At 61.0% G+C, this 24,471-nt stretch carries 24 protein-coding genes and 1 pseudogene; 9 read left to right on the top strand and 16 right to left on the bottom strand.

Annotation, left to right across the window (positions count from 1 at the left end):
- Window position 1 precedes the first annotated feature (1 nt).
- Together CCGE531_RS11370 and CCGE531_RS11365 are read right to left on the bottom strand one after the other, a co-directional pair.
- Window positions 2-532, bottom strand: a complete 531-nt coding sequence (locus tag CCGE531_RS11370) for a gamma carbonic anhydrase family protein (RefSeq protein WP_120664252.1) — start codon at window positions 530-532, stop codon at window positions 2-4.
- Window positions 533-548: 16 nt separating this feature from the next.
- Window positions 549-1,244 carry a fumarylacetoacetate hydrolase family protein gene (locus CCGE531_RS11365; protein WP_120664251.1) on the bottom strand — a complete coding sequence of 232 codons (696 nt, stop codon included), beginning with the start codon at window positions 1,242-1,244 and terminating at the stop codon, window positions 549-551.
- 138 nt (window positions 1,245-1,382) lie between these two features.
- Between CCGE531_RS11365 and dusA the strand changes: the two genes are divergently transcribed.
- Window positions 1,383-2,396: a tRNA dihydrouridine(20/20a) synthase DusA gene (gene dusA, locus CCGE531_RS11360; protein ID WP_120664250.1), complete on the top strand. Its 1,014-nt coding sequence runs from the start codon at window positions 1,383-1,385 to the stop codon at window positions 2,394-2,396.
- Window positions 2,397-2,835: 439 nt separating this feature from the next.
- Here the strand turns inward: dusA and CCGE531_RS11355 are convergent, their stop codons facing one another.
- On the bottom strand, window positions 2,836-3,048 hold the full coding sequence (locus tag CCGE531_RS11355) for a cold-shock protein (RefSeq protein ID WP_004109325.1): 213 nt from the start codon (window positions 3,046-3,048) through the stop codon (window positions 2,836-2,838).
- Window positions 3,049-3,491: 443 nt separating this feature from the next.
- On the opposite strand from CCGE531_RS11355, the gene CCGE531_RS11350 reads away from it, so the two are divergent.
- On the top strand, window positions 3,492-4,025 hold the full coding sequence (locus tag CCGE531_RS11350; protein WP_120664249.1) for a nucleoside deaminase: 534 nt from the start codon (window positions 3,492-3,494) through the stop codon (window positions 4,023-4,025).
- Window positions 4,026-4,058: 33 nt separating this feature from the next.
- Here the strand turns inward: CCGE531_RS11350 and CCGE531_RS11345 are convergent, their stop codons facing one another.
- From CCGE531_RS11345 to uvrB, 3 genes are all read right to left on the bottom strand, one after another.
- Window positions 4,059-5,117, bottom strand: a complete 1,059-nt coding sequence (locus tag CCGE531_RS11345) for an adenylate/guanylate cyclase domain-containing protein (protein WP_120666734.1) — start codon at window positions 5,115-5,117, stop codon at window positions 4,059-4,061.
- 161 nt (window positions 5,118-5,278) lie between these two features.
- The gene (locus CCGE531_RS11340; RefSeq protein WP_120664248.1) at window positions 5,279-5,737 is read right to left on the bottom strand and encodes an SRPBCC family protein; all 459 of its coding nucleotides are present in this window, start codon (window positions 5,735-5,737) and stop codon (window positions 5,279-5,281) included.
- Window positions 5,738-5,936: 199 nt separating this feature from the next.
- Window positions 5,937-8,852 (bottom strand): excinuclease ABC subunit UvrB, encoded by a 2,916-nt coding sequence (gene uvrB / locus CCGE531_RS11335; protein WP_120664247.1) that lies wholly within the window; start codon window positions 8,850-8,852, stop codon window positions 5,937-5,939.
- A gap of 285 nt (window positions 8,853-9,137) precedes the next feature.
- Here uvrB and CCGE531_RS11330 point away from each other — a divergent pair.
- Window positions 9,138-10,387 (top strand): annotated as a pseudogene (locus CCGE531_RS11330) (MFS transporter).
- 53 nt (window positions 10,388-10,440) lie between these two features.
- On the opposite strand, the gene CCGE531_RS11325 reads toward CCGE531_RS11330, so the two are convergent.
- The 6 genes from CCGE531_RS11325 to CCGE531_RS11300 all read right to left on the bottom strand — a co-directional run bounded on the left by CCGE531_RS11325 (window position 10,441) and on the right by CCGE531_RS11300 (window position 15,847).
- On the bottom strand, window positions 10,441-10,956 hold the full coding sequence (locus CCGE531_RS11325; protein ID WP_120664246.1) for a hypothetical protein: 516 nt from the start codon (window positions 10,954-10,956) through the stop codon (window positions 10,441-10,443).
- 99 nt (window positions 10,957-11,055) lie between these two features.
- Entirely contained in the window at window positions 11,056-11,892 is an 837-nt protein-coding gene (locus CCGE531_RS11320; RefSeq protein ID WP_120664245.1) for an RDD family protein, read from the bottom strand.
- A gap of 137 nt (window positions 11,893-12,029) precedes the next feature.
- Complete coding sequence (locus CCGE531_RS11315; RefSeq protein ID WP_120664244.1) at window positions 12,030-13,094, bottom strand: SEL1-like repeat protein; 1,065 nt, start codon at window positions 13,092-13,094, stop codon at window positions 12,030-12,032.
- Window positions 13,095-13,149: 55 nt separating this feature from the next.
- A complete protein-coding gene (locus tag CCGE531_RS11310; protein ID WP_120664243.1) occupies window positions 13,150-14,742 on the bottom strand; it encodes a tetratricopeptide repeat protein in 1,593 nt (530 codons plus the stop codon).
- A 120-nt stretch (window positions 14,743-14,862) separates the two neighbouring features.
- Window positions 14,863-15,453, bottom strand: a complete 591-nt coding sequence (locus CCGE531_RS11305) for a hypothetical protein (RefSeq protein ID WP_120664242.1) — start codon at window positions 15,451-15,453, stop codon at window positions 14,863-14,865.
- A 4-nt stretch (window positions 15,454-15,457) separates the two neighbouring features.
- On the bottom strand, window positions 15,458-15,847 hold the full coding sequence (locus tag CCGE531_RS11300) for an acyl-CoA thioesterase (RefSeq protein WP_120664241.1): 390 nt from the start codon (window positions 15,845-15,847) through the stop codon (window positions 15,458-15,460).
- A 245-nt stretch (window positions 15,848-16,092) separates the two neighbouring features.
- Here CCGE531_RS11300 and CCGE531_RS11295 point away from each other — a divergent pair, with 245 nt between their 5' ends.
- The 6 genes from CCGE531_RS11295 (at window position 16,093) to CCGE531_RS11270 (ending at window position 21,698) form a co-directional block, all read left to right on the top strand.
- The gene (locus CCGE531_RS11295) at window positions 16,093-17,286 is read left to right on the top strand and encodes an extensin family protein (protein ID WP_120664240.1); all 1,194 of its coding nucleotides are present in this window, start codon (window positions 16,093-16,095) and stop codon (window positions 17,284-17,286) included.
- Between the two features lie 106 nt (window positions 17,287-17,392).
- Entirely contained in the window at window positions 17,393-17,647 is a 255-nt protein-coding gene (locus CCGE531_RS11290; RefSeq protein ID WP_120664239.1) for a hypothetical protein, read from the top strand.
- A gap of 382 nt (window positions 17,648-18,029) precedes the next feature.
- On the top strand, window positions 18,030-18,956 hold the full coding sequence (locus CCGE531_RS11285) for an ABC transporter ATP-binding protein (RefSeq protein ID WP_120664238.1): 927 nt from the start codon (window positions 18,030-18,032) through the stop codon (window positions 18,954-18,956).
- Window positions 18,953-19,714 (top strand): ABC transporter permease, encoded by a 762-nt coding sequence (locus CCGE531_RS11280; protein WP_120664237.1) that lies wholly within the window; start codon window positions 18,953-18,955, stop codon window positions 19,712-19,714. The genes CCGE531_RS11285 and CCGE531_RS11280 overlap by 4 nt, the downstream gene beginning before the upstream one ends.
- Before the next feature lie 125 nt (window positions 19,715-19,839).
- Window positions 19,840-21,171 (top strand): Mur ligase family protein, encoded by a 1,332-nt coding sequence (locus tag CCGE531_RS11275; protein WP_120664236.1) that lies wholly within the window; start codon window positions 19,840-19,842, stop codon window positions 21,169-21,171.
- The gene (locus tag CCGE531_RS11270) at window positions 21,168-21,698 is read left to right on the top strand and encodes a GNAT family N-acetyltransferase (RefSeq protein WP_245458835.1); all 531 of its coding nucleotides are present in this window, start codon (window positions 21,168-21,170) and stop codon (window positions 21,696-21,698) included. Before CCGE531_RS11275 ends, CCGE531_RS11270 begins: the two co-directional genes overlap by 4 nt.
- 30 nt (window positions 21,699-21,728) lie before the next feature.
- Here the strand turns inward: CCGE531_RS11270 and CCGE531_RS11265 are convergent, their stop codons facing one another.
- From CCGE531_RS11265 to CCGE531_RS11250, 4 genes are all read right to left on the bottom strand, one after another.
- On the bottom strand, window positions 21,729-22,634 hold the full coding sequence (locus CCGE531_RS11265) for an EamA family transporter (protein ID WP_120664235.1): 906 nt from the start codon (window positions 22,632-22,634) through the stop codon (window positions 21,729-21,731).
- A 107-nt stretch (window positions 22,635-22,741) separates the two neighbouring features.
- Entirely contained in the window at window positions 22,742-23,443 is a 702-nt protein-coding gene (locus CCGE531_RS11260) for a TIGR02281 family clan AA aspartic protease (protein WP_120664234.1), read from the bottom strand.
- The gene (locus tag CCGE531_RS11255; protein WP_120664233.1) at window positions 23,440-23,661 is read right to left on the bottom strand and encodes a DUF1289 domain-containing protein; all 222 of its coding nucleotides are present in this window, start codon (window positions 23,659-23,661) and stop codon (window positions 23,440-23,442) included. The genes CCGE531_RS11260 and CCGE531_RS11255 overlap by 4 nt, the downstream gene beginning before the upstream one ends.
- Window positions 23,662-23,680: 19 nt before the next feature.
- Window positions 23,681-24,457 (bottom strand): adenosylcobinamide-GDP ribazoletransferase, encoded by a 777-nt coding sequence (locus CCGE531_RS11250; RefSeq protein WP_120664232.1) that lies wholly within the window; start codon window positions 24,455-24,457, stop codon window positions 23,681-23,683.
- Window positions 24,458-24,471 lie beyond the last annotated feature (14 nt).

The following is a 24,471-nucleotide window of genomic DNA, read 5'->3' as shown; positions in this document are numbered from 1 at the left end:
TCTAATCTAGTCTCTCAAGATCGCGGGCAAAGCGCTGCCAGTTCTTGACATAGTTGCTGGCGGAGCGGCGCAGACCTTCGATCGCGGCCTCGTTAAGCGTGCGGATCGCTCTTGCCGGCGCGCCGACGATCAGGGAGCCATCGGGGAATTCCTTGCCTTCCGTGATGAGCGCATTGGCGCCGACGAGGCAATTATTGCCGATCTTTGCGCCGTTCAGCACGGTGGCGCCCATGCCGATCAGCGAATTGTTGCCGATCGTGCAGCCATGGATGATGGCGTGATGCCCGATGGTGCAGCCTTCGCCGATCGTGGTCGGATAGGCCGGATCGGTATGCACCATCGTGCCTTCCTGGATGTTCGTGCCCTTGCCGACGACGATCGGCTCGTTGTCGCCACGCAGCACCGCGCCGAACCAGATGCCGACATCCTCGCCGATCTCGACCTTGCCGATCACGCTGGCATCCGGCGCGATCCAGTATCGGCCGGGACCGGGCGTTTTCGGCCTCAGGCCGGCAAGGGCGTAAAGCGGCATGGTCGATCCTCCTCGATCAGACGACGTTCAATACCAGGTTTGCGACGCCATCGACGGCGCAGCTGATCCGGTCGCCGCGCGCAACGGGACCGACGCCGGCGGGCGTGCCGGTCATGATGATATCGCCCGGCGCGAGCGTGAAAAGCTTGGAGAGTTCGGCAATGATCTCCGGCACCTTCCAGATCATCTGCGAGAGGTCGCCTCTCTGGGCGGCCTCGCCGTTGCGCATCAGCCAGATGCCGCCCTTGTCGGGATGGCCGACGCGGGTGGCTGGCACGAGCGCGGAAACGGGTGCGGAATGATCGAAAGCCTTGCCGATTTCCCAGGGACGGTCGAGCTTCTTGGCTTCGCCCTGCAGGTCGCGGCGGGTGAAATCGATGCCGACGCCATAGCCATAGACGCAATCCAGTGCCTGTTCGACCGGGATGTTTGTGCCGCCGTTGCGCAGCGCCACCACAAGCTCCACCTCGTGATGCACGTCCGACGACAGCGCGGGATAGGGGAAATCGCTCGAGACAAGCAGATTGTCCGGATTCTTCTGGAAGAAGAAGGGCGGCTCGCGGCTCGGGTCATGCCCCATCTCGATGGCGTGGTCGGCATAGTTGCGGCCGACGCAATAGACGCGGCGCACGGGGAAAAGCTCGGTCTCGCCCTCGATCGGCAGAAGAACGGGGGCGGGTAGGGGAATGACTGTCGTCAATGGGGCGTTCATATGGGCTTTCGAAACTTTCATTTTTTCGGAGGACTGCTGCCATCCGACTCCATCAGGCAAACTAGCATCATTGTTACAGCCACGAAAACTGGCCTTTTTGAGGGATTTGGTGTAGAGCGCGGATCAGAAAGGTTTCCCATGTATAGCGACGCACTGAAAAACGGCCGCAAAATTTTCGCGGTTGCACCGATGATCGACTGGACGGATCGCCATTGCAGGTATCTGCACCGGCAGATCAGCCGGCATGCGCTGCTCTATACCGAGATGGTGGTGGCCGATGCGATCATTCATGGGCCGCGCGACCGTCTGCTGGGGCGCGATGCCACCGAGCATCCCGTTGCCCTGCAGCTCGGCGGCTCCGATCCGGCCAAGCTTGCCGTGGCGCTGCGGATCGCGGACGCCTATAACTATGACGAGATCAACCTGAATGTCGGCTGCCCGTCCGATCGCGTGCAGTCGGGCACCTTCGGCGCTTGCCTGATGCTGACGCCGGAGACGGTGGCGTCCTGCGTCGCTGCGATGAAGGCTGTTTCGAAGGCGCCCGTCACCGTGAAATGCCGTATCGGTGTCGACGAGCAGGAGCCGGAAGAGGCGTTGCCCGAGCTGATGACGCGCGTGCTCGATGCCGGCGCGGACGCGATCTGGATCCATGCGCGCAAGGCCTGGCTGAAGGGTCTATCGCCGAAGGAGAACCGGGAGATCCCGCCGCTGGATTATGACATCGTCTACCGCATGAAACAGCGTTGGCCCGAGGTCTTCATCGGCATCAACGGCGGTATACAGACGCTGGATCAGGCCGAGGCGCATCTCGCCCATGTCGACGGCGTCATGCTCGGCCGCGCCGCCTATCAGAATGCCGCAGTCCTCGCCGATGTCGATCACCGCTTCTATGGCGAACCCGCCGTCGAGGCCGACTGGAACGGGCTGCGCGACCGGATGATGGCCTATGTGGAGCGTCATATCGCCAGCGGCGGCCGCCTGCAGCATGTCGCGCGCCACATGGTCGGTCTCTTCAGCGGCCTGCCGGGCTCGCGCCGCTATCGCCAGATCCTCTCCACCGATGCCAACAAGCCGGGCGCAGGGCCGGAGGTGATTGCGGCCGCTTTTGCCGCAGTGGATTTTGCCGGCGAGGGCGAACGCGTCAGCGCTTGAATTGATGGTTCCAACCCGTCCTCGTGGTTCGAGACGGCCCTTTGGGCCTCCTCACCATGAGGACTGATCGGCTGGGGATTATGGGAGCGGTTTGGTGTTAAAAAATCACCTCACACCCGTCATCCTCGGGCTTGACCCGAGGATCCACGCCCAAGCACATTGGTGCGCCTAAATCGACGAGCGTGCTGGTTTCGCTTTGGGAGCGATCCCTCTTCGCCAGAGGAGGCTGTGAGGCTCGTGCCTGGATCCTCGGGTCAAGCCCGAGGATGACGGAATATTGGGATGTTCCGGGGCAGACATATTCCGGGGCAGACAAGGGACTTGCGGTAAGGGGCATAGCCAAGCTTGCTTCAGGACGAGGGTGCCCATCCTCACAAACGAAAAACGGCGCGGTTTGCGCCGCGCCGTTTGAAACCTTGATCAGGCAGTCACCGGAGGCTTAGTTAGCCTGGATGTTAACAGCCTTCGGGCCCTTGCCCATGCGATCCGGCTCGGTGTCGAAGGTGACCTGCTGGCCTTCGCGCAGCGACTGGATGCCGGAAGCCTGAAGAGCGGAGATATGGACGAAAACGTCCTTTGCGCCGCCGTCAGGAGTGATGAAACCAAAACCCTTGTCCTGGTTGAAGAATTTTACGGTGCCCTTGGTGGCCATGGGGGATAGTCCTTTACCCATCAGTCTTAGTTTATCCGGATAAACCCGGACGGCTTTGCTTCCGCGACATGCGAAAGCCAGTCGAGAAGTCACGTACGGGGAAAGAACGTCTGCGCGGGTCAGAAGACCCAACCGCTGCCTGCCGCAAGCGGATCACCAAATCAGTCCAGTCACCGGCATGAAAATGCCCGAGCATCTGTATGCCTGACAGGGTTTGTGAAAAAAGGCAAGGGGTAATATTGGGCGAGGGTGGGAAACGGGTAGGATAGGGTGGGAATTTCAAGGGGTTGGGAAAGCTGGTGCCTGGCAGGCCGACGAAGTTATCATTGCGACGTATATAATGAGCTTGCCGCCAAACAAGTGCGGGAATCCGTCATGCGGCTGTAACAAATGCCGCTATCTTACGGCGTCACAACTTTTAATACGGGATTCGAGGGAGCTGCATGGTTCAATTGAGTGATGAATACATGATGGGTCTCGCACTTGATGAAGCCAGGATCGCGCTCAGTGAAGGCGTGTTTCCAGTTGGCGCAGTTCTGTGCATGGGAAATCAGGTTCTGGGACGCTCTCATAAAACCATGGTCTCGAATCATTTGAACCATGCGGAAATGAATCTCTTTCATAAGGTATTCAAGGGAGATTATACGTTCTCACGAAACGACGACCTGACGCTCTATACGACGCTTGAGCCTTGCATCATGTGTTTCGGCACGATGATGCATTTGCCGATAACGCGGCTTGTTTTCGCTATGACCGATGCGTATGGCGGATGTGCCCACGTCAGACTGGAAAATTCTCCTCCCAGGCATCTTTCGAGAGCGGTAGAGATCGTTGGAGGCGTTCGTCGCCAGGAGGCTTCCAAACTCTTTGCAGAGTTTCTTGACACGACCACGGAAGAATTCTGGTTGACGGGCGGAGCTTCGCATTTTCAGGCCGCTGTGAGAGCCGAGCTTGATGAAGATGTCCTGCAGCGTTGATGGTGCTGACGCTGGTTTAAGCCATCCTTGGTGCTAGCTCTCAGCGACCGTAAACACCGCGCAAGGCTCCGCAATCCCGCGCAATTCATGGTCCCCCAAAGACAGCAGCGGCGTGGTCGTTTCCGCCGCGACCGATCCGGAAATGAGCACAGTGCGGCCGAGCGGCCTGCAAAGGCCTTCCAATCGGCTGACGAGATTGACGGCGGGGCCGATGGCGGTGAAGTCCAGGCGGTCGGCGGCGCCGATATTGCCCCAGAGCATGTCGCCGAAATGCAGGGCGGCACCGAAGGGAAGCGGCGGCAGGCCCTGGTTTGTCCGGGTCGCGTCGAGATGCGCCATGCCGGCGCGGATGGCGGTGACGGCGCGCAGCGCGGCTTCACAGGCTTCCGCCGGCGTCTCGGTGACCGGGAAGATCGCCAGTACACCGTCGCCGATGAATTTCAGCACTTCGCCGCCGAAGGCGTGCACGGCGCCGGCGACGCGATCGAACCAGGCGTCGAGGGCTGATATCACGATGGTCGGCTCCGCCGCTTCGGAGAGAGCCGTGAAATCCCGGAGGTCGGCGCAGAGCAGCGCTGCGCGGATGGTTTCGCCGCTGTTGCGGCTGAGCGCACCGGCCTGCACGCGCGCCGCACTTCTGCGGCCGAGATAGGCTTCGAGCAGGGTCGATAGGGTTGCGCGAGCGGCCAGACCTGCCAAGGGTGCCGCGGCAAAGCGCGCGACCTGACGCAGCCTGTCCGTTTCGGAGGAGGTGAAGGGCCTGCTTGCGGCCCAAGCGAGCACGGAATTGCCGGGCGCGGTCCCGATCGTTTCTTCGCATACCGGGCCGAGTTCGCCGAGCCAGTCGCGGCCGGCCTGTCCGAGCGATGTGCCGGCGAAGCCGAGGGCTTCGATCACCGCACCCGTCTCGGCTCGCCAAAGCCAGGTACGTTGCGTGATGATCGGATGCGGCGCCGCGAGCGTCAGGGCGGCGCCGGTAAGAGGCAATCCGGCGGCCAGCAGACGTCCGCCCAGATCGGCCAGGAAGCGTTCGGGGCTGAGCGCGGCGCCGGCTTCGTCAACCAGCCAGGCAAGGGGGGCGGGCAAATCCATACCGCGATCATGCCACGCCGCTTGCAGGCTGTCATCCTCGCCGGCGCAACCATCGTCAGAGCGCATGGATCATCGAGTTCCAGCGAGCGGAATTGCTGTCGCCAGCCGGTGATATCTTTGCTCTTCAGGCCATCAAGTCCGATGGCGCCGCACTCGTGGCGTCATTGGCTTTTGCCGTCGTGCCCACGCATGGCATCCGGACCTGGATCGCGTCCCGCGGCCACTTCGGCCATGCGGTCGAGATAATGCGCCCAGCCTTTTGCGTGGGCGTCACATTGCTCTTGTGTCGGCAGGCCCGAATGGGTGAGGCGCACCAGCGTCCCGTCGGGTTGCTCGATCAGGTCGATCTCCACCAGGCTCGACCCAGGCGGCACTTCCTCGCTGCCTTCCCAGCCGAAGCTGTAGGCGAGGCGGTGCACCGGCACGACTTCGCGGAAAGTGCCGCGCGCGGCACGGGCGCCAGTGACATTGACGAGATAGATGCCGCCCGGCTGCGGCTCTGTCCGGGCTTCCGTGCCCATCCAGCGCAGGATTTTTTCGGGATCGGTCAACAGCGCGAAGACGGCTGCGGGCGGTGCCGAGACATGGGTCTCGCGACGGACGACTAAAGGTTCTGGCATCGGTCTCTCTCCCGTGGTTGCTGTCGCTCTCCCACCGGAACGACGCGCGATCGGCCGCCCTGCATCCCGTGGGTTCTCCTCATGCGATGACATGTAGGAGCCATCGTCTTGGCAACAAGACATCATTCGATGCTTGCCGGGTGTCGCTCCTCATAAACCGGCAGATCCGGGTGGCGGACTTTTGACGACTGCCGTCGCCTTATTGCCCGGGCCGTCCCGTCTTGCCTTTCGTCCGCCCCTTGCGCTGCTTCTCGTCCACCGGATCCTCATAGGAACCGACGCCGGGCCTCGCGCGGGTGATCGGTTTGTCCGGTACTTTCCCCGTCACCGGCTTCTCGGTACGGCCGACGGTCATCTCGTCCAACGTGTTCTTGCGGAAAAGCGGTGTGCCTGCCTCGCTGCCCGGTTTCATTTCGTCGAGGCCCGGCTTGGCGAAATAGCTCTTCGAGGGTCGCTGCGCTCCCTCCTCAGAATGAGGGTTCGACGGGTGCTGCGCTCCCGCCTCACCATGAGGGCTACTGCTTGGTGCGATGCTCGCTCCGCCCTCATCCTGAGGTGCGGAGGACCCTGAGCTTGTCGAAGGGGACCGGAGCCTCGAAGGATTGGGGCGGCCACTTTTGCCGCCCTCGAGGCTCTTGGCCTCCTCGCGGGCCAGCGGGTCGTCCATGGCGGCAAGCTCGACTGCCTTGAGGCGCTTGATCTCGTCGCGGAGCCGGGCCGCCTTTTCGAAGTCCAGGTCGGCCGCCGCATCGCGCATGGATTTTTCCAGAGCGTTGAGATGGGTCTGCAGGTTGTTGCCGACGAGGTGGCCGCCATCGGCAAAGCCCTTGCCGGAGGCGCCGCCGATATCGGCGCGAACGTGGTCCTTCTCGTAGACGCTGTCGAGAATATCGGAAATCTTTGCCTTGACCGATTCCGGCGTGATGCCATGCTCGAGATTGTAGGCCATCTGCTTTTCGCGGCGGCGGCTGGTCTCGTCCATCGCCCGCTGCATCGAGCCGGTGATGGTGTCGGCGTAGAGGATGACCTTGCCGTCGACGTTACGCGCGGCGCGGCCGATGGTCTGGACGAGCGATGTTTCCGAGCGCAGGAAGCCTTCCTTGTCGGCATCGAGGATGGCGACAAAGCCACATTCCGGAATGTCGAGACCTTCGCGCAGCAGGTTGATGCCGACGAGCACATCGAAAGCGCCGAGGCGCAGGTCGCGGATGATCTCGATGCGCTCCAGCGTGTCGATGTCGGAGTGCATGTAGCGCACACGCACACCCTGTTCATGCAGATATTCCGTCAGATCCTCGGCCATGCGCTTGGTCAGCACGGTGCAGAGAGTGCGGTAGCCCTTGGCGGCGGTCTCGCGGATTTCGCCGACGACGTCGTCCACCTGGGTGCGGGCCGAGCGGACTTCCACGGGCGGGTCGATCAGGCCTGTGGGGCGGATGACCTGTTCGGCGAAGACGCCGCCGGATTGTTCCATTTCCCAACCGCCCGGCGTTGCCGAAACCGCGATCGTGTCGGGGCGCATCGCATCCCATTCCTCGAAGCGCAAGGGACGGTTGTCCATGCAGGAGGGCAGGCGGAAGCCGTATTCGGCCAGCGTCGCCTTGCGCCGGAAGTCGCCGCGATACATGCCGCCGATCTGGCTCACCGAGACGTGGCTTTCGTCGATGAACAGCAATGCGTTGTCGGGAATATATTCGAACAGCGTCGGCGGCGGCTCGCCGGGATTGCGGCCGGTCAGGTAGCGCGAATAGTTCTCGATGCCAGCGCAGGAGCCGGTGGCCTCCAGCATTTCGACGTCGTAGCGGGTGCGCTGCTCCAGGCGCTGTGCCTCGAGCAGGCGTCCGGCCTTTTCCAGCTCGGTAAGCCGGATTTTCAGTTCTTCCTTAATCGCCTTGATGGCGCCGTTCAGCGTCGGGCGCGGCGTGACATAGTGCGAATTGGCGTAGATCTTCACCGATTTCAGATCGCCGGTCTTCTGTCCTGTCAGGGGGTCGAATTCGGTGATGGAGTCGATCTCGTCGCCGAACATGGAGATGCGCCAGGCGGCATCCTCCAAGTGGGCGGGGAAAATCTCGATCGTGTCGCCGCGAACGCGGAAGGAGCCGCGGATGAAATCCATGTCGCGGCGCTTGTATTGCTGCGCCACGAGGTCGGCGAGGAGCTGGCGCTGATCCAGCCGGTCGCCGACATTCATCTGGAAGGTCATGGCCGTATAGGTTTCGACCGAACCGATACCGTAGATGCAGGAGACCGAGGCGACGATGATGCAGTCGTCCCGCTCCAGCAGCGAACGTGTCGCGGAGTGGCGCATGCGGTCGATCTGTTCGTTGATCGAGCTTTCCTTCTCGATGAAGGTGTCCGAGCGCGGCACATAGGCTTCCGGCTGGTAATAGTCGTAGTAGGAGACGAAATACTCGACCGCATTGTCCGGGAAGAAGTTCTTGAACTCGGAATAAAGCTGGGCTGCTAGCGTCTTGTTCGGCGCAAGGATGACGGCGGGGCGCTGCGTCGCCTCGATGACCTTTGCCATGGTGAAGGTCTTGCCGGACCCGGTAACGCCGAGTAGCACCTGGCTACGGTCGCCATTGTCCAGGCCTTCGACGAGGTCGCGGATGGCGGTTGGCTGGTCGCCGGCGGGCTGGTATTCCGAGTCCATGCGGATCTTGATGCCGCCTTCGGATTTGGCCGGCCGGGCAGGGCGGTGCGGCGTCCATAGCTTGCCGTCCTTGAATAGCGGATTGCCGCTTTCGATGAGTTTCGACAGCGCCTCGACCGTCGCGGTAACGGCCGTGCCGGCGTTGGCGGCCTCCTCCAGCGTCGTATCCATGCCCGACACCGGGTTGAGACCGGCGGCGGCGCGAGTCTTCGGGTCGGTCGAGCCACCCATCGAGGTGCCGCGCGCCGATTTCGAAGCGGCGATTTCCACCTTCTTGCGGTGCTTGCCGGCCTTCGAAGCAATCTCGCGTTGGGTCTCGACGGCCGAGGATTCCGCATCCGCTTCGAGCTGCTTCACCCAGTCCGCGACGCTGCCGCTGAGCGGCGCACCTTCGAACGGTGCCTGCGGCGCCTCTTCGAAACCGGTCGGGGCGGGGGATTTTTTCGGTGATTTGGCCATGGGGGCGAATATGGCGAGAGATCGCACTGTTGTGAAGGGGCAAAGAGTACAAAAGGGAAACAGAATGACGGATTTTTCCATTCGCCGGAGATGTCAAATATGTTACAACCCAAGGGCGGCCGGTGCGTTATCGCCGATCCTGAAGTCCGCGCAGCGCAATCCTCACTGGCGCCAAAGGAGGAACCACAGCAAACGTCGACATGCCCGGCCAGCGCCGGGTTCCCCTAGCTTCGACGGCATCCGGTATTACCCGCCTCGCCGCCGCCATCCGGTCGGAGGATCATGATGACCGCATTGGATAGCTTACGTTCCTTGTCCCCCAGCAACGAAACACCGTCATCGCAGCCTATCTTGGCTGGACGCTGGATGCTTTCGATTTCTTCATATTGGTTTTCGTTCTCAAGCACATAGCCGAAGAATTTCACACGGACGTTCCGGCGGTTGCCGTCGCCATCTTTCTCACGCTTGCCATGCGGCCGCTCGGCGCGTTGATCTTCGGCCTTGCGGCGGATCGTTACGGCCGGCGTACCACCCTTATGGTGGACGTGCTGCTTTATTCGGTGTTCGAGTTCCTGACCGGCTTTTCGACCGGATTGACGATGTTCCTGGTCCTGCGCGCCCTTTTCGGCATCGCCATGGGCGGTGAATGGGGCGTCGGCGCATCGCTGGTCATGGAGACCATACCGGAGGATTCACGCGGCCTCGTGTCCGGCATCCTGCAGGCCGGTTATCCTTCCGGCTATCTGCTCGCCTCGATTGTTTTCTTCCTGCTGTTTCCGATCATCGGCTGGCGCGGCATGTTCATGGTGGGAGCAGTGCCAGCGCTGCTGGTACTCTACATCAGGCGCAACGTGCAGGAATCACCCGCCTTCCTGCAGCGACAATCCAAACCCCGGCGGCCATTCCTCACCGTGTTGCGCGAGAATATTCCACTCTTCATCTGGGCGGTGCTTCTGATGACCGCATTCAACTTCTTCAGCCACGGCACACAGGATCTCTATCCAACCTTCCTCGAAAGCCAGCGGCAATATGATTCCTATACGGTCGGCGCCATCGCCATCGTCTACAATATCGGCGCCATCGTCGGCGGTTTGTCGTTTGGCGTGTTGTCGCAGCGTATCGGCCGTCGGCGCGCCATCGTCATCGCCGCGCTTCTGGCGATCCCCGTTGCACCGCTCTGGGTCTATGGGCACGGACCGGTCATGCTCGCGATCGGTGCTTTCCTGATGCAGCTTTTCGTGCAGGGCGCCTGGGGCATCGTCCCCGTGCATCTCAACGAATTGTCGCCCGACGAGGTACGCGGCACGTTCCCGGGATTTGCCTATCAGCTCGGCAATCTGCTGGCGTCGGGCAATGCCTCGATCCAGGCGGGATTGGCGAAGCAGTGGAACGGCGACTATGCCCTGGCGCTGCTGATCGTCGCTTGCATCGTGGCCATCGTCGTGGCGCTGTTTGCCGGCTTCGGCTTCGAGAAAAAGGGAATTCGGTTTGGCGGCAAGGACGCCGGGCAGGCCGATAGCGTGATGCAAACCTGAACAGACTCGCTATTCTTGCTGGCAAGGGCCGACGAAAGCGGTCGGCCCTTCTGTTACTTTCCGCAGATTTCCGAAATCTTGGCCTGGGCAAAGCCGCGCGCCAGATCCTGCAGGCCGCCGACGGAGGATATCAACTCGCCGATGGGTCCGTTGACGCCGACGCGCAGGTCGGTGATGTGGCAGGCGCCGACATCGACCGTCATGGAGGCGTCCAGCTCACCTTTGATCGTCGTCTTGATGACCCCATGCGACTTGCAGGCCATTTCGGCGGTGGCGTTGATCTGGACGCCGCCGTTCGGAGCGTCGCAGACGTCGAGCGACTTCACCTCGAACTTGTCCTTGTGATCGACACCCGGCAGCTTCTTGCACGGATCGGCCTCGTTCACCGATTTCTCGATCTGCGGGCCGAACTTGCTCTGCAGCAGCGACCAGCACGAGCCGGGCGCGGCTTCGGCCGGCGTTGCGGTCATGGGTAGTGGCGAAAGCGGCAGGACGACGGCCGCGGCAAGCAAAGCCATGCGAAGCGGCAGCAGGAGCGGTAAGGGGGACATGGGATATTTCAGGTTCACGGCGATCTATCCTCGAAGAGAAGAAGCGGCAATTGAGGCCCGGCGTGGCGTTACTCTTCCATCTCTTCCTGCGCCAAGGCAATCCCCACTTTGTGACGTTCAATCCTTGACGACCATTGTGTCGCAGAAGCGGTCATAGAAAGTCTGGCCGCGCCATATGATCAACGGAAAGAGCCACCAGATGAACGCGAACACCAACAGAAGCGGCGCCAAAGCCGCGGTCACGGCCAGGAAGCCGCTGGCGCTGAGGAGGTTGATGTCTCGCGCCTGCTGGATCATCTCTTCGATCGGAGGCAAATACAGGCGCGACAGGAACAGGCTGGCCAGATTGAAGACTGCCAGCAGGATCAATGGCAGAAACTTGAGCATTTCGCGCTTGGCGGCGAGCCCGAAGGGCAGGGCGCCGTTTTCAACCGTCGTTACCCGCAGCGATGTCACCCGCTTGCCTGGCGTCCGCCTGCCGCGGGTTGAGCAATAGGCGAAGGCGAACGGAAGGAGCAGCAGCACGATGCTGGAACTCGGCCTCACGGTTATATTCGGATCGATCGGATTGCCGTTGCCGTCGACCGGCACGGAAAAGGCACGCTTCACCGTGGTCGATCCATGCTGCGAGACAACGGCTGAAACGAAGACGGTGTATCCCTTGCTGCCCAGCCAGGATATGCGGCACTGTTGATTACTTCTCGTCTCGCCGGGCTGCAGGGGCCATTCGGCCTCGACTTTCGGAATGAGTGGTCCCGCCGTGGTCTCCTCGCATTGTTGCTTCAAAAGAAACGGCAAGGTCAGGTCCCATGGGGTCACCGCCGATATTACGAGAAACAGGAGCGCGAAAGCGATCTGGAAGATGATGATATCGATCGCATAGGCACCGAGCCTCCTCCAGAAATGGCGAGGCGGAAGGGAGGCCATCTGGCGGTCGGAAGCGGCAAAACTCATAAATTCCCCCAGTTCAATGCGCTTTGCGGCAATCAGGCATAGGCCTTACGCACTTCAAGTTGCAGGAATTAGCACGCTTTGCGGCGATTCGCTGGAGAGCGGCAAGCTGTGAGTAGCGCTCGACCTGTCCGGTCAGCTCATATTGGGATGCTTTGCTCGCTCGAGCGTTCATTCTCGTCGGGGTTGCCCTCATAGCCCAGCCGCTTTGCCTTGCGGAACCATTCCAGCGCCTTGGCGGAATCCGACGCTACGCCGTCGCCGTCGCGGTACATCATGCCGAGATTGTGGGCGGCATCGGCATAGCGATGCGCCGCCGCCCGCTCGAACCAATAGATCGCCTGAGGGCCGTTCTTGGCGGCGCCTTCGCCGTCGCGGAACATGACGCCGAGATTGTATTCGGCTTCGACATCGTTCTGCGCCGCGGCCTTGAGGAACCATGCGATGGCCTGGCCGTCGTCCTGTTTCACCCCGTCGCCATCGGCGTACATCGCGCCGACGTTGAACTGGGCGCTGGGATCTCCCTGATCGGCCGCCTTTTTGAACCAGGAGAGGGCCGTCGCGCCGTCCTTTGCGACACCCTCGCCGTCGCGATACATGATGCCGAGATTGTACTGCGCCTCGACCTTACCCTGTTCGGCGGCCTTGAGATACCACATTGCGGCCTTGCGCTTGTCCTTGTCGGTGCCGTCGCCCTGGTCGTACATGGTGCCGACATTGAATTGCGCATCCTTGTCGCCCTGTTCGGCGGCCTTGCCGTACCAGGCAAAAGCCTGCGGCTTATCCTTGAGAAGGCCTTCGCCCGTGTCGTAGACGACGCCGAGATTATATTGCGCATTGAGGTAGCCCTGCGCAGCCGCCTTCTTGTACCAGAGAACGGCCTGGCCCTTGTCAGCGGCGACGCCTTCGCCCTGATCGTACATGGTGCCGACGTTGAACTGCGCTTCGGCATTGCCCTGATCGGCGGCCTTCTTGTACCAGCTGAGCGCCAATGTGTAGTTTTTCTCGACGCCGCTGCCTTGCTCGTACATTTGCCCGAGTTTCAGCTGGGCCGCGACGTTGCCCTTGTTTGCCAAGGGGCGCCAGTAGTCCGCGCCGGTCTTGAAGTCTCCACGATCATAGCTGTTCCGCCCGACATCGGCATGCGCCGTCCCCATCGACGCCAGCGCGAAGAGCAAACCCGCGGCCCCCTGCTTCCAATTCACGATCTACCCCTCAGTCGAAAATCCGTTCCGTCAAGATGGCAAGCTCCCGCGACCGTCAGGGCAAGAGCGCCATCAGCAAGTGAAATATGATCCAGCCCGTCATGTCGCCGGCGCCCTTCTTTCCGGCGGCTCCCTGTCCCAATGGCCCGAGGTCCTTGATCGGGCCCTCGCCATTGGCTTCCATGTAGCCGAGGCCGTGCTGCGCTTCCGGCAATCCTTTCGCCGCCGCCTTGTTGAACCAATCGGCGGCAATTTTGGAGTCCTTCGGTACGCCATAGCCGTTATAGTACATATATCCAAGACCATATTGCGCACGGGCGTCGCCCTGACCGGCGGCCTTGCGAAACAGGTTGGCGGCCTGTCCGTAGTCCTTGGTTACGCCGGCGCCCTGATAATAAAGATAGGCGAGGGCGTACTGACCCTGTGCATTGTTCTGGTCAGCCGCCTTGCGATACCAGCTTGCCGCCGCCGCCTTGTCCGGCTTTGTCCCCTGGCCGTTGTCATACAGGTAGCCCAGGGCGTATTGCGCGTCCGCATGCCCTTGACCGGCAGCCTTCCCGTACCATTCGAACGCCTTGCCGTTGTCCTTCGCGACGCCGCGACCGCCCGCGTACATGTAGGCAAGAGCGTATTCGCCCTGCGCGCCGCCCTGTGCGGCGGCCCTGCGGTACCACTTCACCGCAGTTCCGTCGTCGACCTTTACGCCCTGGCCGTTGGCGTAGAGATAGCCGATGGCATATTGGGCGTCGGGGCGCCCCTGATCGGCAGCCTTGCGATACCATTGAAGCGCCTCTCTATAGTCCCGGGCGACACCCGTTCCGTTCGCAAGGCTATAGCCGACGGCATATTGCGCATCGGCGCGGCCCCCTTCGGCTGCTTTCATGTACCAGGAATAGGCTTCGGCATCGTCCTGCTCGACACCCCTGCCATTGGCATAGCAATAGCCGACGGCATACTGGCCCTCCACGCTCCCCTGATCGCCCGCTCTTTTATACCAGGCAACGGCCTGTTTCTGATCTTCTTCCGTTCCTTGGCCATTGTCGTACATGTAGCCGACAGCGTATTGAGCGTCGGAACGGCCCTGATCGGCCGCCTTGCGATACCAGCCCAGCGCGATGGCTTTGTCTTCATGGACACCGAGGCCGTTGGCATACATGTAACCGAGTGCATATTGGGCCTGCGCCTGGCTTTGGGCAGCGGATTTCTGGTACCAGGTGACGGCGCCTTCGTTATCGACATCCATGCCCTGGCCATTGGCGTGGGAGTAGCCGATGACATATTGAGCGTCGGCATTGCCCCGCTGCGCCGCCATCAGATACCAGTCGTTCGCCTGTTTCAGATCGACATCGACGCCGCGACCGGTTGCATACATATAGGCTAGCGCGTACTGCGCCTGCACATTGCCCTGGTCGGCCGATTTCCGATACCAATCGACCGCTTGGGCATCGTCCCTTTCCACGCCCTGGCCGTTGGCATAGCGATAGCCGAGACCGTATTGCGCGGCTGGATTGCCCTGGTTTGCGAATTCCACCCAGTATTTCAGGTCGATGGTGGTATTGGCCGGCCCAGGAGCGGGGTCTTCGGCATAAGCAAGCCAAGGCAACGAAAGAGCAAGCGCCAATCCCAATGCATAGCTCTTTGTCTTCAAGGCTTGAGTCCCCACCTGCGTCTCAGACGGCAATCGATCTGAACAATATGGCGATGTCTTGGTCAAGGATTGTGGAGCATCGACACGGTAGTCGTTTTTCTGCCGAGCGGAATGCAAACCCTATCCCGGCAGCACGTCGTAGAGACGAAAGATCCACGTGATCTGATAGATCAGCCCGACGATTACGAACGCTGCCTGGAAACGCCGGTTCGCGGTTATCGCGGCGACGATGCACAGGACGACGTAGACGACATTGCGTATCGGATATTCCCAGCCGAGTGAGTGGAAATAGGTTTCGCCCTTCAGCAATGTGTCGATGAGATCGACCGCATAGGTTACGGCAAGCAGGCCGAAAAACCAGCGGCGGCGGGAGATGAAATATTCCTCGAAGCCACCGTAATCCTCGACGGTTGGCGGATTCAGCAAGACGCAGAGGAAATAGAAGAGGCAGCAGAAGCAGATGAGGAAGAGGTAGACGCCGAAATTGATCTGCGCAACGGATTGCAGCCGATATTCCCACCACCAGAAATGGATGATGAACAGGAACATCGACAATACCCAGCCGATATGGACGAGGTAGATCTTGTTCTTGCCTGGCGCCTGCACGAAGCCGGCAAGCCTCGTCAGAAGCTGAGCGAGCGAGAGGCCGATCACCATGCTCATGACCGTCCGGATATAGACGTAGACTTCTGGCGTATGTGCTGAGCCCATTACGTCAGCTCTCCTCTGGTACGGCCTTCGGCGCTCCATTCTCGTCAAGCGCGACCATGATAAATGTTGCGGCAGTGACTTTTTCCAAGGTGTTGAAGCGCGCCCGGTGCGCCCAGGCTTCGACATTCAGCGTGATCGAGGTGCGGCCGACGCGGTCGATGTCGGTGAAGACGCTCAGCGTATCGCCGATCTTGACCGGCAGCTCGAAAGCCATCTCCTTCACGGCTGCCGTGACCACGCGGCCACGCGCGCGTTCGGCCGCTCGGATGCCGCTCGCCAAGTCCATCTGCGCCATGACCCAGCCGCCAAAGATATCGCCGGCAGGATTGGCGTCGGCGGGCATGGCAAGCGTGCGCAATGTCAGCTCGCCTCTCGGTTTGACGCTGTCGTTCATTCATCTGCTCCTGTTTCTCGGCTCGATTCCACTTTTCAACCTATGCAATCCAGGAGCGATGGAAAAGACAATGTTGACGTTTCCGCTTCGAACTTCTGTGAGGCGAAAGGTGCGTTCCGTGCTGTTTCGCTACCTTGTCGCGCCAGGCTGAAACATGCCGATCGGCGGCGGTAAGCTTTCGTTCACCCTTCCCATTTAGGATTTGTAATCGTTACCGACCGTGGCTGGGGCAGCGGATCAGGAGTATGACCATTTTACCCATTCTACGGCGGGTCGCGCTGCCATTGCTATTGTCGTCGGCGCTTGTCGCCTGCACGGCAGACAGCCTCGTGCCGCCTTCCGGCATCGACAGCTCCTCGCGCGTTGGCTCCATCAAGCCGCATAAGAGCGTGCCGCAGCGGCAGTTCGCTTATCAAGGTATGCAGGATCCTGTCGTTTCCACCTCGAACAACTATAAGAATGGTGGTCCCGTTCGTTCCACCGGAACCGGTGAGGCTGTGAGCACGTCCGATGTCGAAGTCGGTCTGGCGCAGCAATCGAATGTTCCGCCGCAGGGCGTCAATATGGATGCCGAGCTCGGCGTTGGACCAAGCGAGGAGGCGCAGTCTCCGTCGGTGGTCGGGCTGGCGCAGGAAGAGCAGCAAAATATCGCCGAAGGCGAGTCCGATCAGCCTGTCGTCGACGGCATCGGCACCGACGCGCCGGTGCAGACCAACCGCTCCGTCCTTCAGCGGCCGGCCGCGCAGGCCGAACTCAACCAATCGCGGATGCCGAGGCAGCAGCGGGGAACGCAGGTCGCCATGCTGCCGCGTATCGAAAATCCGGTGCCGCGTCTCGATCAGGAATTCGAAGCGCCGCAATCGACACCCGGCATGATGCCGCCCTCCGAAATTGCCTGCCGCCAGGAACTCCGCCGCATGGGCGTCGTCTATACGGACAAGCCGGCAATTTCGAACGGTCCGTCATGCCAGGTTCCCTATCCGGTCTCGCTCAGTGGTCTCTCAGGCAACATCGCAGTCAGGCCGGCCGTTACATTGAATTGCCAGGTGACGCTCGCTTTCGCCAAATGGGTGAAGAACGAACTCGCGCCGGCGGCGCGCACGCGTTATTGGACCGGTATCGGCACGATCGTGCCGCTCGGCGGCTATTCCTGCCGGCGGATGAACAATAGCCGGCAACGCTACAATCCGATGTCGGAACATGCCCATGGCAACGCGATCGATGTCGGCACCTTCGTCCTGAAGAACGGCCATGTGATCGACGTTCGCAAGAAGGGGCTGTTCTCCTTCCGGGAAGGGCGGCTGCTGAAAGCCGTGCGTACCGATAGCTGCCGCTACTTCGATACGGTGCTCGGCCCCGGCAGCAATCCGGAGCACTGGAACCATTTCCACTTCGATCTCCGAGACCGAAACGGCGGCCGGCGCTATTGCAGCCTCTGATAGGCGTTTCGCCGGGGCAGCATCTGCACTTGCCGAACAGGGAAGCTGATTTACCTATCGGGGGAATCGCGCTTAGTTGCGAGAGCCGAGGGTAGGAGAGGGTTTCATGGAAGAAGCACCAAGACGAAAGAGAAGCCTGGGATGGGCGCTCGTTGCCGCACTGATTGCCATCGTTCTCGTTATCGGCGGCCGCTGGTACGCTTACGTCGCTTATGCCGACGATCCATTCGACGAAGTCGGCATCGGCCTTAATTTAATGATGCCCGGACCCATCCGCGACAAGGGCTGCGAGATGCTGAAAGCTCGCTTCGAGCACAAGACGCTGCCGCCGGCCGGCTGCGGCGTCAACGGCAGCTGGTGATATCGGGTTTCCCGATCATAAGCCGGCAAAAAAGAAAAAAGCCGGCTGGTGCCGGCTTGAGCGGTGCATGGCAACGACGGGGATCCTTGCCTGCTCCAGAAAAGAACTTCATGTTGCAATGATGCATGCAATATGACTACTAGAGCAATGAATAGGCCAGTACATCAGGCGCTGACGTGTCGCCAAGAGGCATTGGGCGGAGTTGCGACAAACGTTGCTCACCTAAGGAGCTATATGCCCGACGAAGGTCACGATTTAATGACAGCTTATTTGGCTTAGACGAACGCTGTGTTCACTACCGTGGGGTGGTAAAAGCTCAGAACCGGCTATATAGCGGGCAAACGCTGCGAAATTCATCACAAAAGCCGGACTTTGCCTCGCTATGGCTCCGATCATTTCCATCCGCAATCTTACCAAAACATACTCCAACGGGTTCCAGGCGCTGAAAGGCGTCAACCTCGATATCGAACGAGGTGAAATCCTGGCCTTGCTCGGGCCGAACGGCGCGGGCAAGACGACGCTGATTTCCATCGTCTGCGGGATCGCCAATCCGAGCGGCGGTACGGTAACGGTCGGCGGTCAGGACGTCGTGCGCGATTTCCGCGCCACGCGCAGCATGATCGGCCTCGTGCCGCAGGAGCTGACGACCGATCAGTTCGAAACGGTCTGGAATACCGTGAGCTTTTCGCGCGGGCTGCACGGCAAGAAGCCGAATCCTGAATATATCGAGAAGATATTGCGGGATCTTTCACTCTGGGAGAAGAAGGACAACACGCTTCGCCAGCTTTCCGGCGGCATGAAGCGGCGCGTGCTGATCGCCAAGGCGCTTTCGCATGAACCGGAGATCCTTTTCCTCGACGAGCCGACGGCCGGCGTCGACGTGACGCTGCGAAAGGACATGTGGCATGTGGTCGAGCGCCTGCGTACTTCGGGCGTCACGATCATTCTGACGACGCATTACATCGAGGAAGCCGAAGAGGCGGCGGATCGTGTCGGCGTCATCAATGGCGGCGAATTGCTGCTGGTGGAGGAGAAGAAGGCGCTCATGGCCAAGCTCGGCCGCAAGCAGCTCATCCTTGATCTCAACGAGCCGCTGGATGCCGTCCCTGACCGTCTCGACGGCAACGGGCTTTCGCTTGGGCCGAATGGCCTGACGCTGGTCTATGACTTCGATGCGCAGCACGAACAATCCAGCATCGCGGCTCTTCTATCCAAGCTGGCCACTGAGGGAATTCATTTCAAGGACCTCTCGACGCGCCAGAGCTCGCTCGAGGATATTTTCGTATCGCTGGTGGGAGCAGGCAAATGAACTTCGAAGCGGTCAAGTCCATCTACTCTTTCGAAATGGCCCGCACGCGCCGCACGCTGTTGCAGAGCGTCGTCTCACCGGTCATTTCCACGTCACTCTATTTCATCGTCTTCGGCGCCGCGATCGGATCGCGCATCAATCTCGTCGAGGGCGTTTCCTATGGGGCGTTCATCACACCCGGCCTGATCATGCTGACCTTGCTCGGCCAATGCATCAGCAACGGCTCCTTCGGCATCTATTTCCCGAAGTTCACGGGCACGATCTATGAGGTGCTGTCGGCGCCCGTCGCCATGACAGAGATCGTTCTCGGATATGTCGGCGCGGCGGCGACCAAGGGCATGCTGATCGGTCTGATTATCCTTGCCACGGCAAGTTTCTTCGTCGATATCAGGATCGAGCATCCCTTCATGATGATCCTGTTCTTCGTGTTGACGGCCGTGACCTTCAGCCTGTTCGGGTTCATGATCGGTATTTGGGCCGGGAATTTCGAGCAGTTGAACCTCATCCCGATGCTGGTCGTGCCGCCGCTCACCTTCCTCGGCGGCAGCTTCTATTCGATCAACATGCTGCCGCCCTTCTGGCAGGCGGCCAGCCATCTCAATCCGGTTCTCTATCTCGTCAGCGGCTTCCGCTGGAGCTTCTATGGCATTGCCGACGTCAATCCGGTGCTGAGCCTCGCGATGATCACGCTTTTCCTTGTCATCTGTCTGGTGATCCTCGGATGGATTTTCCGGACGGGCTACCGGTTGCGGAACTGACGGCGGAGCCTTTCAGCTTTACCGCGCGCGTGGCCTCATGGAGTCCATTGGTCCTGACTTGACGTAGCGAGGCGGTCAGGTGTCCATAGTCTGACATTAGTCTGAGATCCTGCCGAAGGTATACCATGCCGCAACCCCATCCGAGCCACTCGCTATCCCAAGCACTCTCCCGGCTCGACCAACTGACCAATTGGGAGCGCAAACCGCGTGGGGAGATGCGCGTCGGTCTTGAGCCCATGCTCGATCTGATGCAGCGACTGGGTAATCCTCATCATAGCTTTCGTGCCATCCATGTCGCGGGCACCAAGGGCAAGGGGTCGGTCTCAGCGCTTATCGAGGCCGGATTGTTGCGGGCCGGGTGGCAGGTCGGCCGCTATGCCTCACCGCATGTCGACCGTGTGAACGAGCGCATCAGCGTTCTGGGCCAGGAGGTCGAGGATGATGCGCTGGCAAGGGCGATCATGCAGGTTCTCGATGGCTATGAGCGCGCGAAGCAGGCAGCGACGGCTGGCGAAGATGCCACTTGGTTCGATGTGATAACGGCTGCCGCCTTCGTCGTGTTCAGAGATGCCGGCTTGAACTGGGTCGTTGTCGAGGTCGGGCTCGGCGGCAGGCTGGATTCGACGAATGTGGTCTTCGGCGAAGTTGCCGTCGTCACCAATATCGGGCTCGAGCATACGGAAATTCTTGGGGTCACGCGCGAGGCGATCGCGCGGGAGAAGATCGGCATATTGAAGCCTGGTGCGATACTCGTCACCACGCTTGCCGCCGATGATGCCGCAGGGCAGGTCTTGCAGCAGCGCGCCGATGAACTTGGCTGCGAAGTGCTTCGGACCGAAATTCCCGACGATGCGACGATCGCGGAAACCAATCTCGCGCTGGTCGGCCTGGTATTCGATCACTTGGGGCGGCAAGGCGAGAGCGTGCGGGAGGGAAGCGCAAAGGGCCAGCCCATCGGTGCATGGCTGCTCGAACCTGCGGTTGTCGAAAAGGCACGTCTGCCGGGCCGGATGGAGCGCTTCGACTTTGCGCTGCCGCCTGTATTGGCAAAGGGACGGCAAACCCTGCCCATAATCATGGATGGCGCGCATGTGCCGTTCAATGTCGAGGCCGTGCTGCGCGATATCGCGCGTTCGTCCAGCGTTGGCGGCGAGTGCATTGCCATTGTCGCGCTGGCGTCCGACAAGGATGCACTCGGCTTCGTGGAGGTAGTTTCCCGTTATGCCGCCTATGTAATCTTTACGGAAGCCTCCGGATCCGGCCGTGCTCATGCGGCAAACGAACTGGAAGCACTCGGGACATCCATGGGCATGGCTTGCGAAGCCGAGCCGGACCCGCTAAAGGCGCTCAATCGCGCCGTCGCGAAAGCTGCGGAACGCCGCGGCTGGATACTCGTGACCGGCTCGCTCTACCTTGTCGGCGCGTTGCGCGGCACCGTCCTGGGGAATGTCGGATGATGATGGACATTGCGATCAGGCCTGCACTTGCCGATGATGTCGCCGACATGGCGAGGCTGCATCGCGCGATCTGGTGCGACACCTATCGCGATCTGGCGCCTGCCGATGCGTATCGGGTGCTCGATGAGGATTTCCGCCGTGTGCGATGGGCTGATATGCTCGCAAATCCCCGGAGGGATCAGCGCGTGCTTCTGGCTGAACAGGGCGAGCGGCTTGTCGGCATCGGCGCGATCAATGCGCCGTCCGATGCCGTATTCGAGGGGCGAGGCGAGATAAAGTCGCTCTATATCGATGCCTCCATCAAGTGCCAGGGGCTCGGCCGGCGGCTGATGCGGGAACTGGCGCGAGAACTTCTTTCCATGGGCTATTCGGGCGCGGCGCTTGGCGTCGTGGTCGGCAACGAACCGGCGATCGCCTTCTATCGCGCGCTCGAAGGGCGATTGATCGGTCAGTACACCGATCCGGGACCTGTCTGGCGTTCCAACAATTTCATTTTCGCGTGGGACGACTTGTCCGTTCTGATGTGATTGTCCCATGCGAGCCGATTGGGATGGATTTCATCCGGCTGCGACCCGCTTGCGCGGCGCGATGGTCATGGCCATGACGCCTGCGACGACACAGACGAGACCGATGGCTGCCGTCGGCGACAGAGGCTCGCCGAGGAAGGCCACGCCGATGCCGACGCCGATCGGGACGCGCAGATAGGCCTGTGCCGTCGTGCCGACCGAGCCGAGGGTCTGGATGAGCCGGAAATAGATGCTGAAGGCCAGCGCGGTCGAGACGACCGAAAGGCCGAGCAGTGCCAGGATCGAAGCCGTCGATGGCGCGATCTGCCAGGGGTGCTCGACAATCAGGCTGGCGGGAATGAGAAGAGCGGCGCCGCAGAGCAATGAGCCGGCGGCCGGCATCATCGGATCCAGCCCCTTGAAATTGCGGCCGAACAGGGCCGCGCAGCCATAGAAGACCGATGCCGCGACGACGGCGAGCTGTGCCGGCAACTGGCGGCCCATGCCATGCAGCGCATCGAGGCCGATGATCAGGCAAATGCCCGCCATGCCGGCAATCACACCGAAAAGCTTGCGTCCGGTCGGTGGCTCGCTGCGCAGCAGGAAAGCTGCGATCAGGAAGGCGAAAATGGGCGTCGTGGAATTCAGTATGGTCGCGAGGCCGGCATCGACGGTCTGTTCCGCCCAGGCGATCAGCGTGAAGGGGATGGCGCTGTTGAGGCAGGATTGAATGAGAAAGCGCTTCCAGGTGGCTGCGTCTTTCGGCAGGCTCAGGCCGCGCCAGCGAATGATCGCAAGCAGAACGAGACCGGCTATCAAGGTGCGGGCGGCGATCAGCGTGATTGGCGGAATGGTTGCCACGCCGACACGAATGAAAGTGTAGGAGGCACCCCAGCAGGTCGCGAGAGCAAGCAGAAGCAGCAGTTCCGTCGTTATGTTTGACCTTGCGGATGTCATGGGTGTTTCACTCTTCATGCGGGGTTCGATCTGCCGTCTTTTAGAGTGAAGAGACCAATGAATGCTTCGGCCCCCGCCGAACTATCGTATTCGATCGTTCGTTTGGTTCAGTCGCGAAGCCGAAGTTCGTCGGTCTGCATCTGCATCGATCCCAAAGTCTCGAGAAAGCTCATGCCGAGCAGGCTCTGGTCCAGCTTGCCCGCTTCGGCGACGCTCGCTTCGACATCACTGCGCTTGATCGGGCCGATGGCCACGGAGCCGAGCTCCACGGGTGCGGCCATGGCGCGACCGTTGGCCGTCAATACAGTCATGGAATAGGTGAGATTTTCCGGAATGATGCCGACGCGCTCGGCGTCTTCCTGCGATAGCGCGATGGTGCTGGCGCCCGTGTCGATCAGCATGTCGATCGGCTGGCCGTTGATCATGACCTGGGCTTCGAAATGCCCGTTCGCGCGCTTGTGGAGGATCACCTCTTGGCCCCCTTCGCTTGTCGTGACGACGACGGCATGGCCGGGCATCAGACCGGCGAAGACGCGATTTCCGACCTGTTCGGCATCGCGGCGATAGATGTAGGCGGTCGCGAGCGCCATGATGATGACGAGCCAGATCAGGAGATTGCGGACGGATTGGCTGACGGTATGGCGGCTCGCCCAGACGGCGGCACTCATCATCAGGGCAATCGGCAGGAGATAGACGACGCGGGCGAAGTCGTCATTGCGCATGCCGAAGGTCGTGCCGGTATTGCTGTTGAAGATGAGCAGGGCGAGGCCGATGCCGAGAATGGCGAGAACGATGTTCAGGCGGTTCATACGGCACTGCGCTCCCGTGCCATCCTTTGGCGGCGGGTTTCCCTGCGCGGCTTGCGCTCGACCTGCGTCAGGCGCTCGGGAAGCGCCTCCATGATCTGGCGACGTTCGTCCTCGCTATAATTCATCCATGCGCCGATTTCCGCCGATGTGCGGCCGCAACCGAAGCAATAGCCGGTCATTTGGTCGATGGAGCAGACAAGGATGCAAGGTGTCAGCATGAGATCATATATCGATGCTTCAAACGCACATAGCAAGAGTACAGAGGGAGGCGATCTCGCAAATTTGCTGCGTTGCGCCGATCGTGTCGCCGGTGTGGCCGGACAATTTTTGCCGCATGTATCCGGTGACAAAAAATGTCGCGGCGCTCGTCGCGAGAAGGCAGGCAACGAGTGCGGGAACACCAAGCGCCGGGCCGATGAGGAGCGCGGCGAGGCCGAGTGCAGCAATCAATGCCAGTTGCATGGCATCGCCATCCGGCTTGCCTGCCGAAGCTGCTATTCCATCCGGTTTGGCCGGCGGCAGGGCATACCAGTGCCAAACCATCGCGCCGCGGCTCAAGGTGGCGCTTGCGAGAATGGCGATGGCGGATTCCGAAGGCGGCAGATGGCGGGCGAGAGCGGCAAGAGCTGCAGCGCGAAGTCCGAAAGACAGGATCAGCGCCGCCGCGCCATAGGTGCCGATGCGGCTATCCTTCATGATTTCGAGCGCGCGTTCGCGGTCCTTGCCGCCTCCAACTCCGTCCGCGGTGTCGCTGAGCCCATCCTCATGGAGAGCGCCTGTTGTGATCGTCTGCACGGTGAGCGCCAGCAGCGCCGCCATCAACGGATCGGCATTAACGGCAAGCAGCGTAGCGAAGATCAGAGCGGCAGGCAGGACGACCAATAGGCCGGCGAGGGGAAAGGTACGGGAAACGCGTGCAAGCTTGCCGTCGTAGCCCTCGAAGAAGGATGTCGGCATGGGAACGCGGCTCAAGAAAGCGACGGCGCGCGCGATGTCGCGCAAATATTCCCGCATTTCTTTCTCTCCCC

This window comes from Rhizobium sp. CCGE531 (assembly GCF_003627795.1).
In the GTDB taxonomy this organism is placed as follows: Bacteria; Pseudomonadota; Alphaproteobacteria; order Rhizobiales; family Rhizobiaceae; genus Rhizobium.
This window is presented reverse-complemented; position numbering and strand designations above follow the sequence as displayed.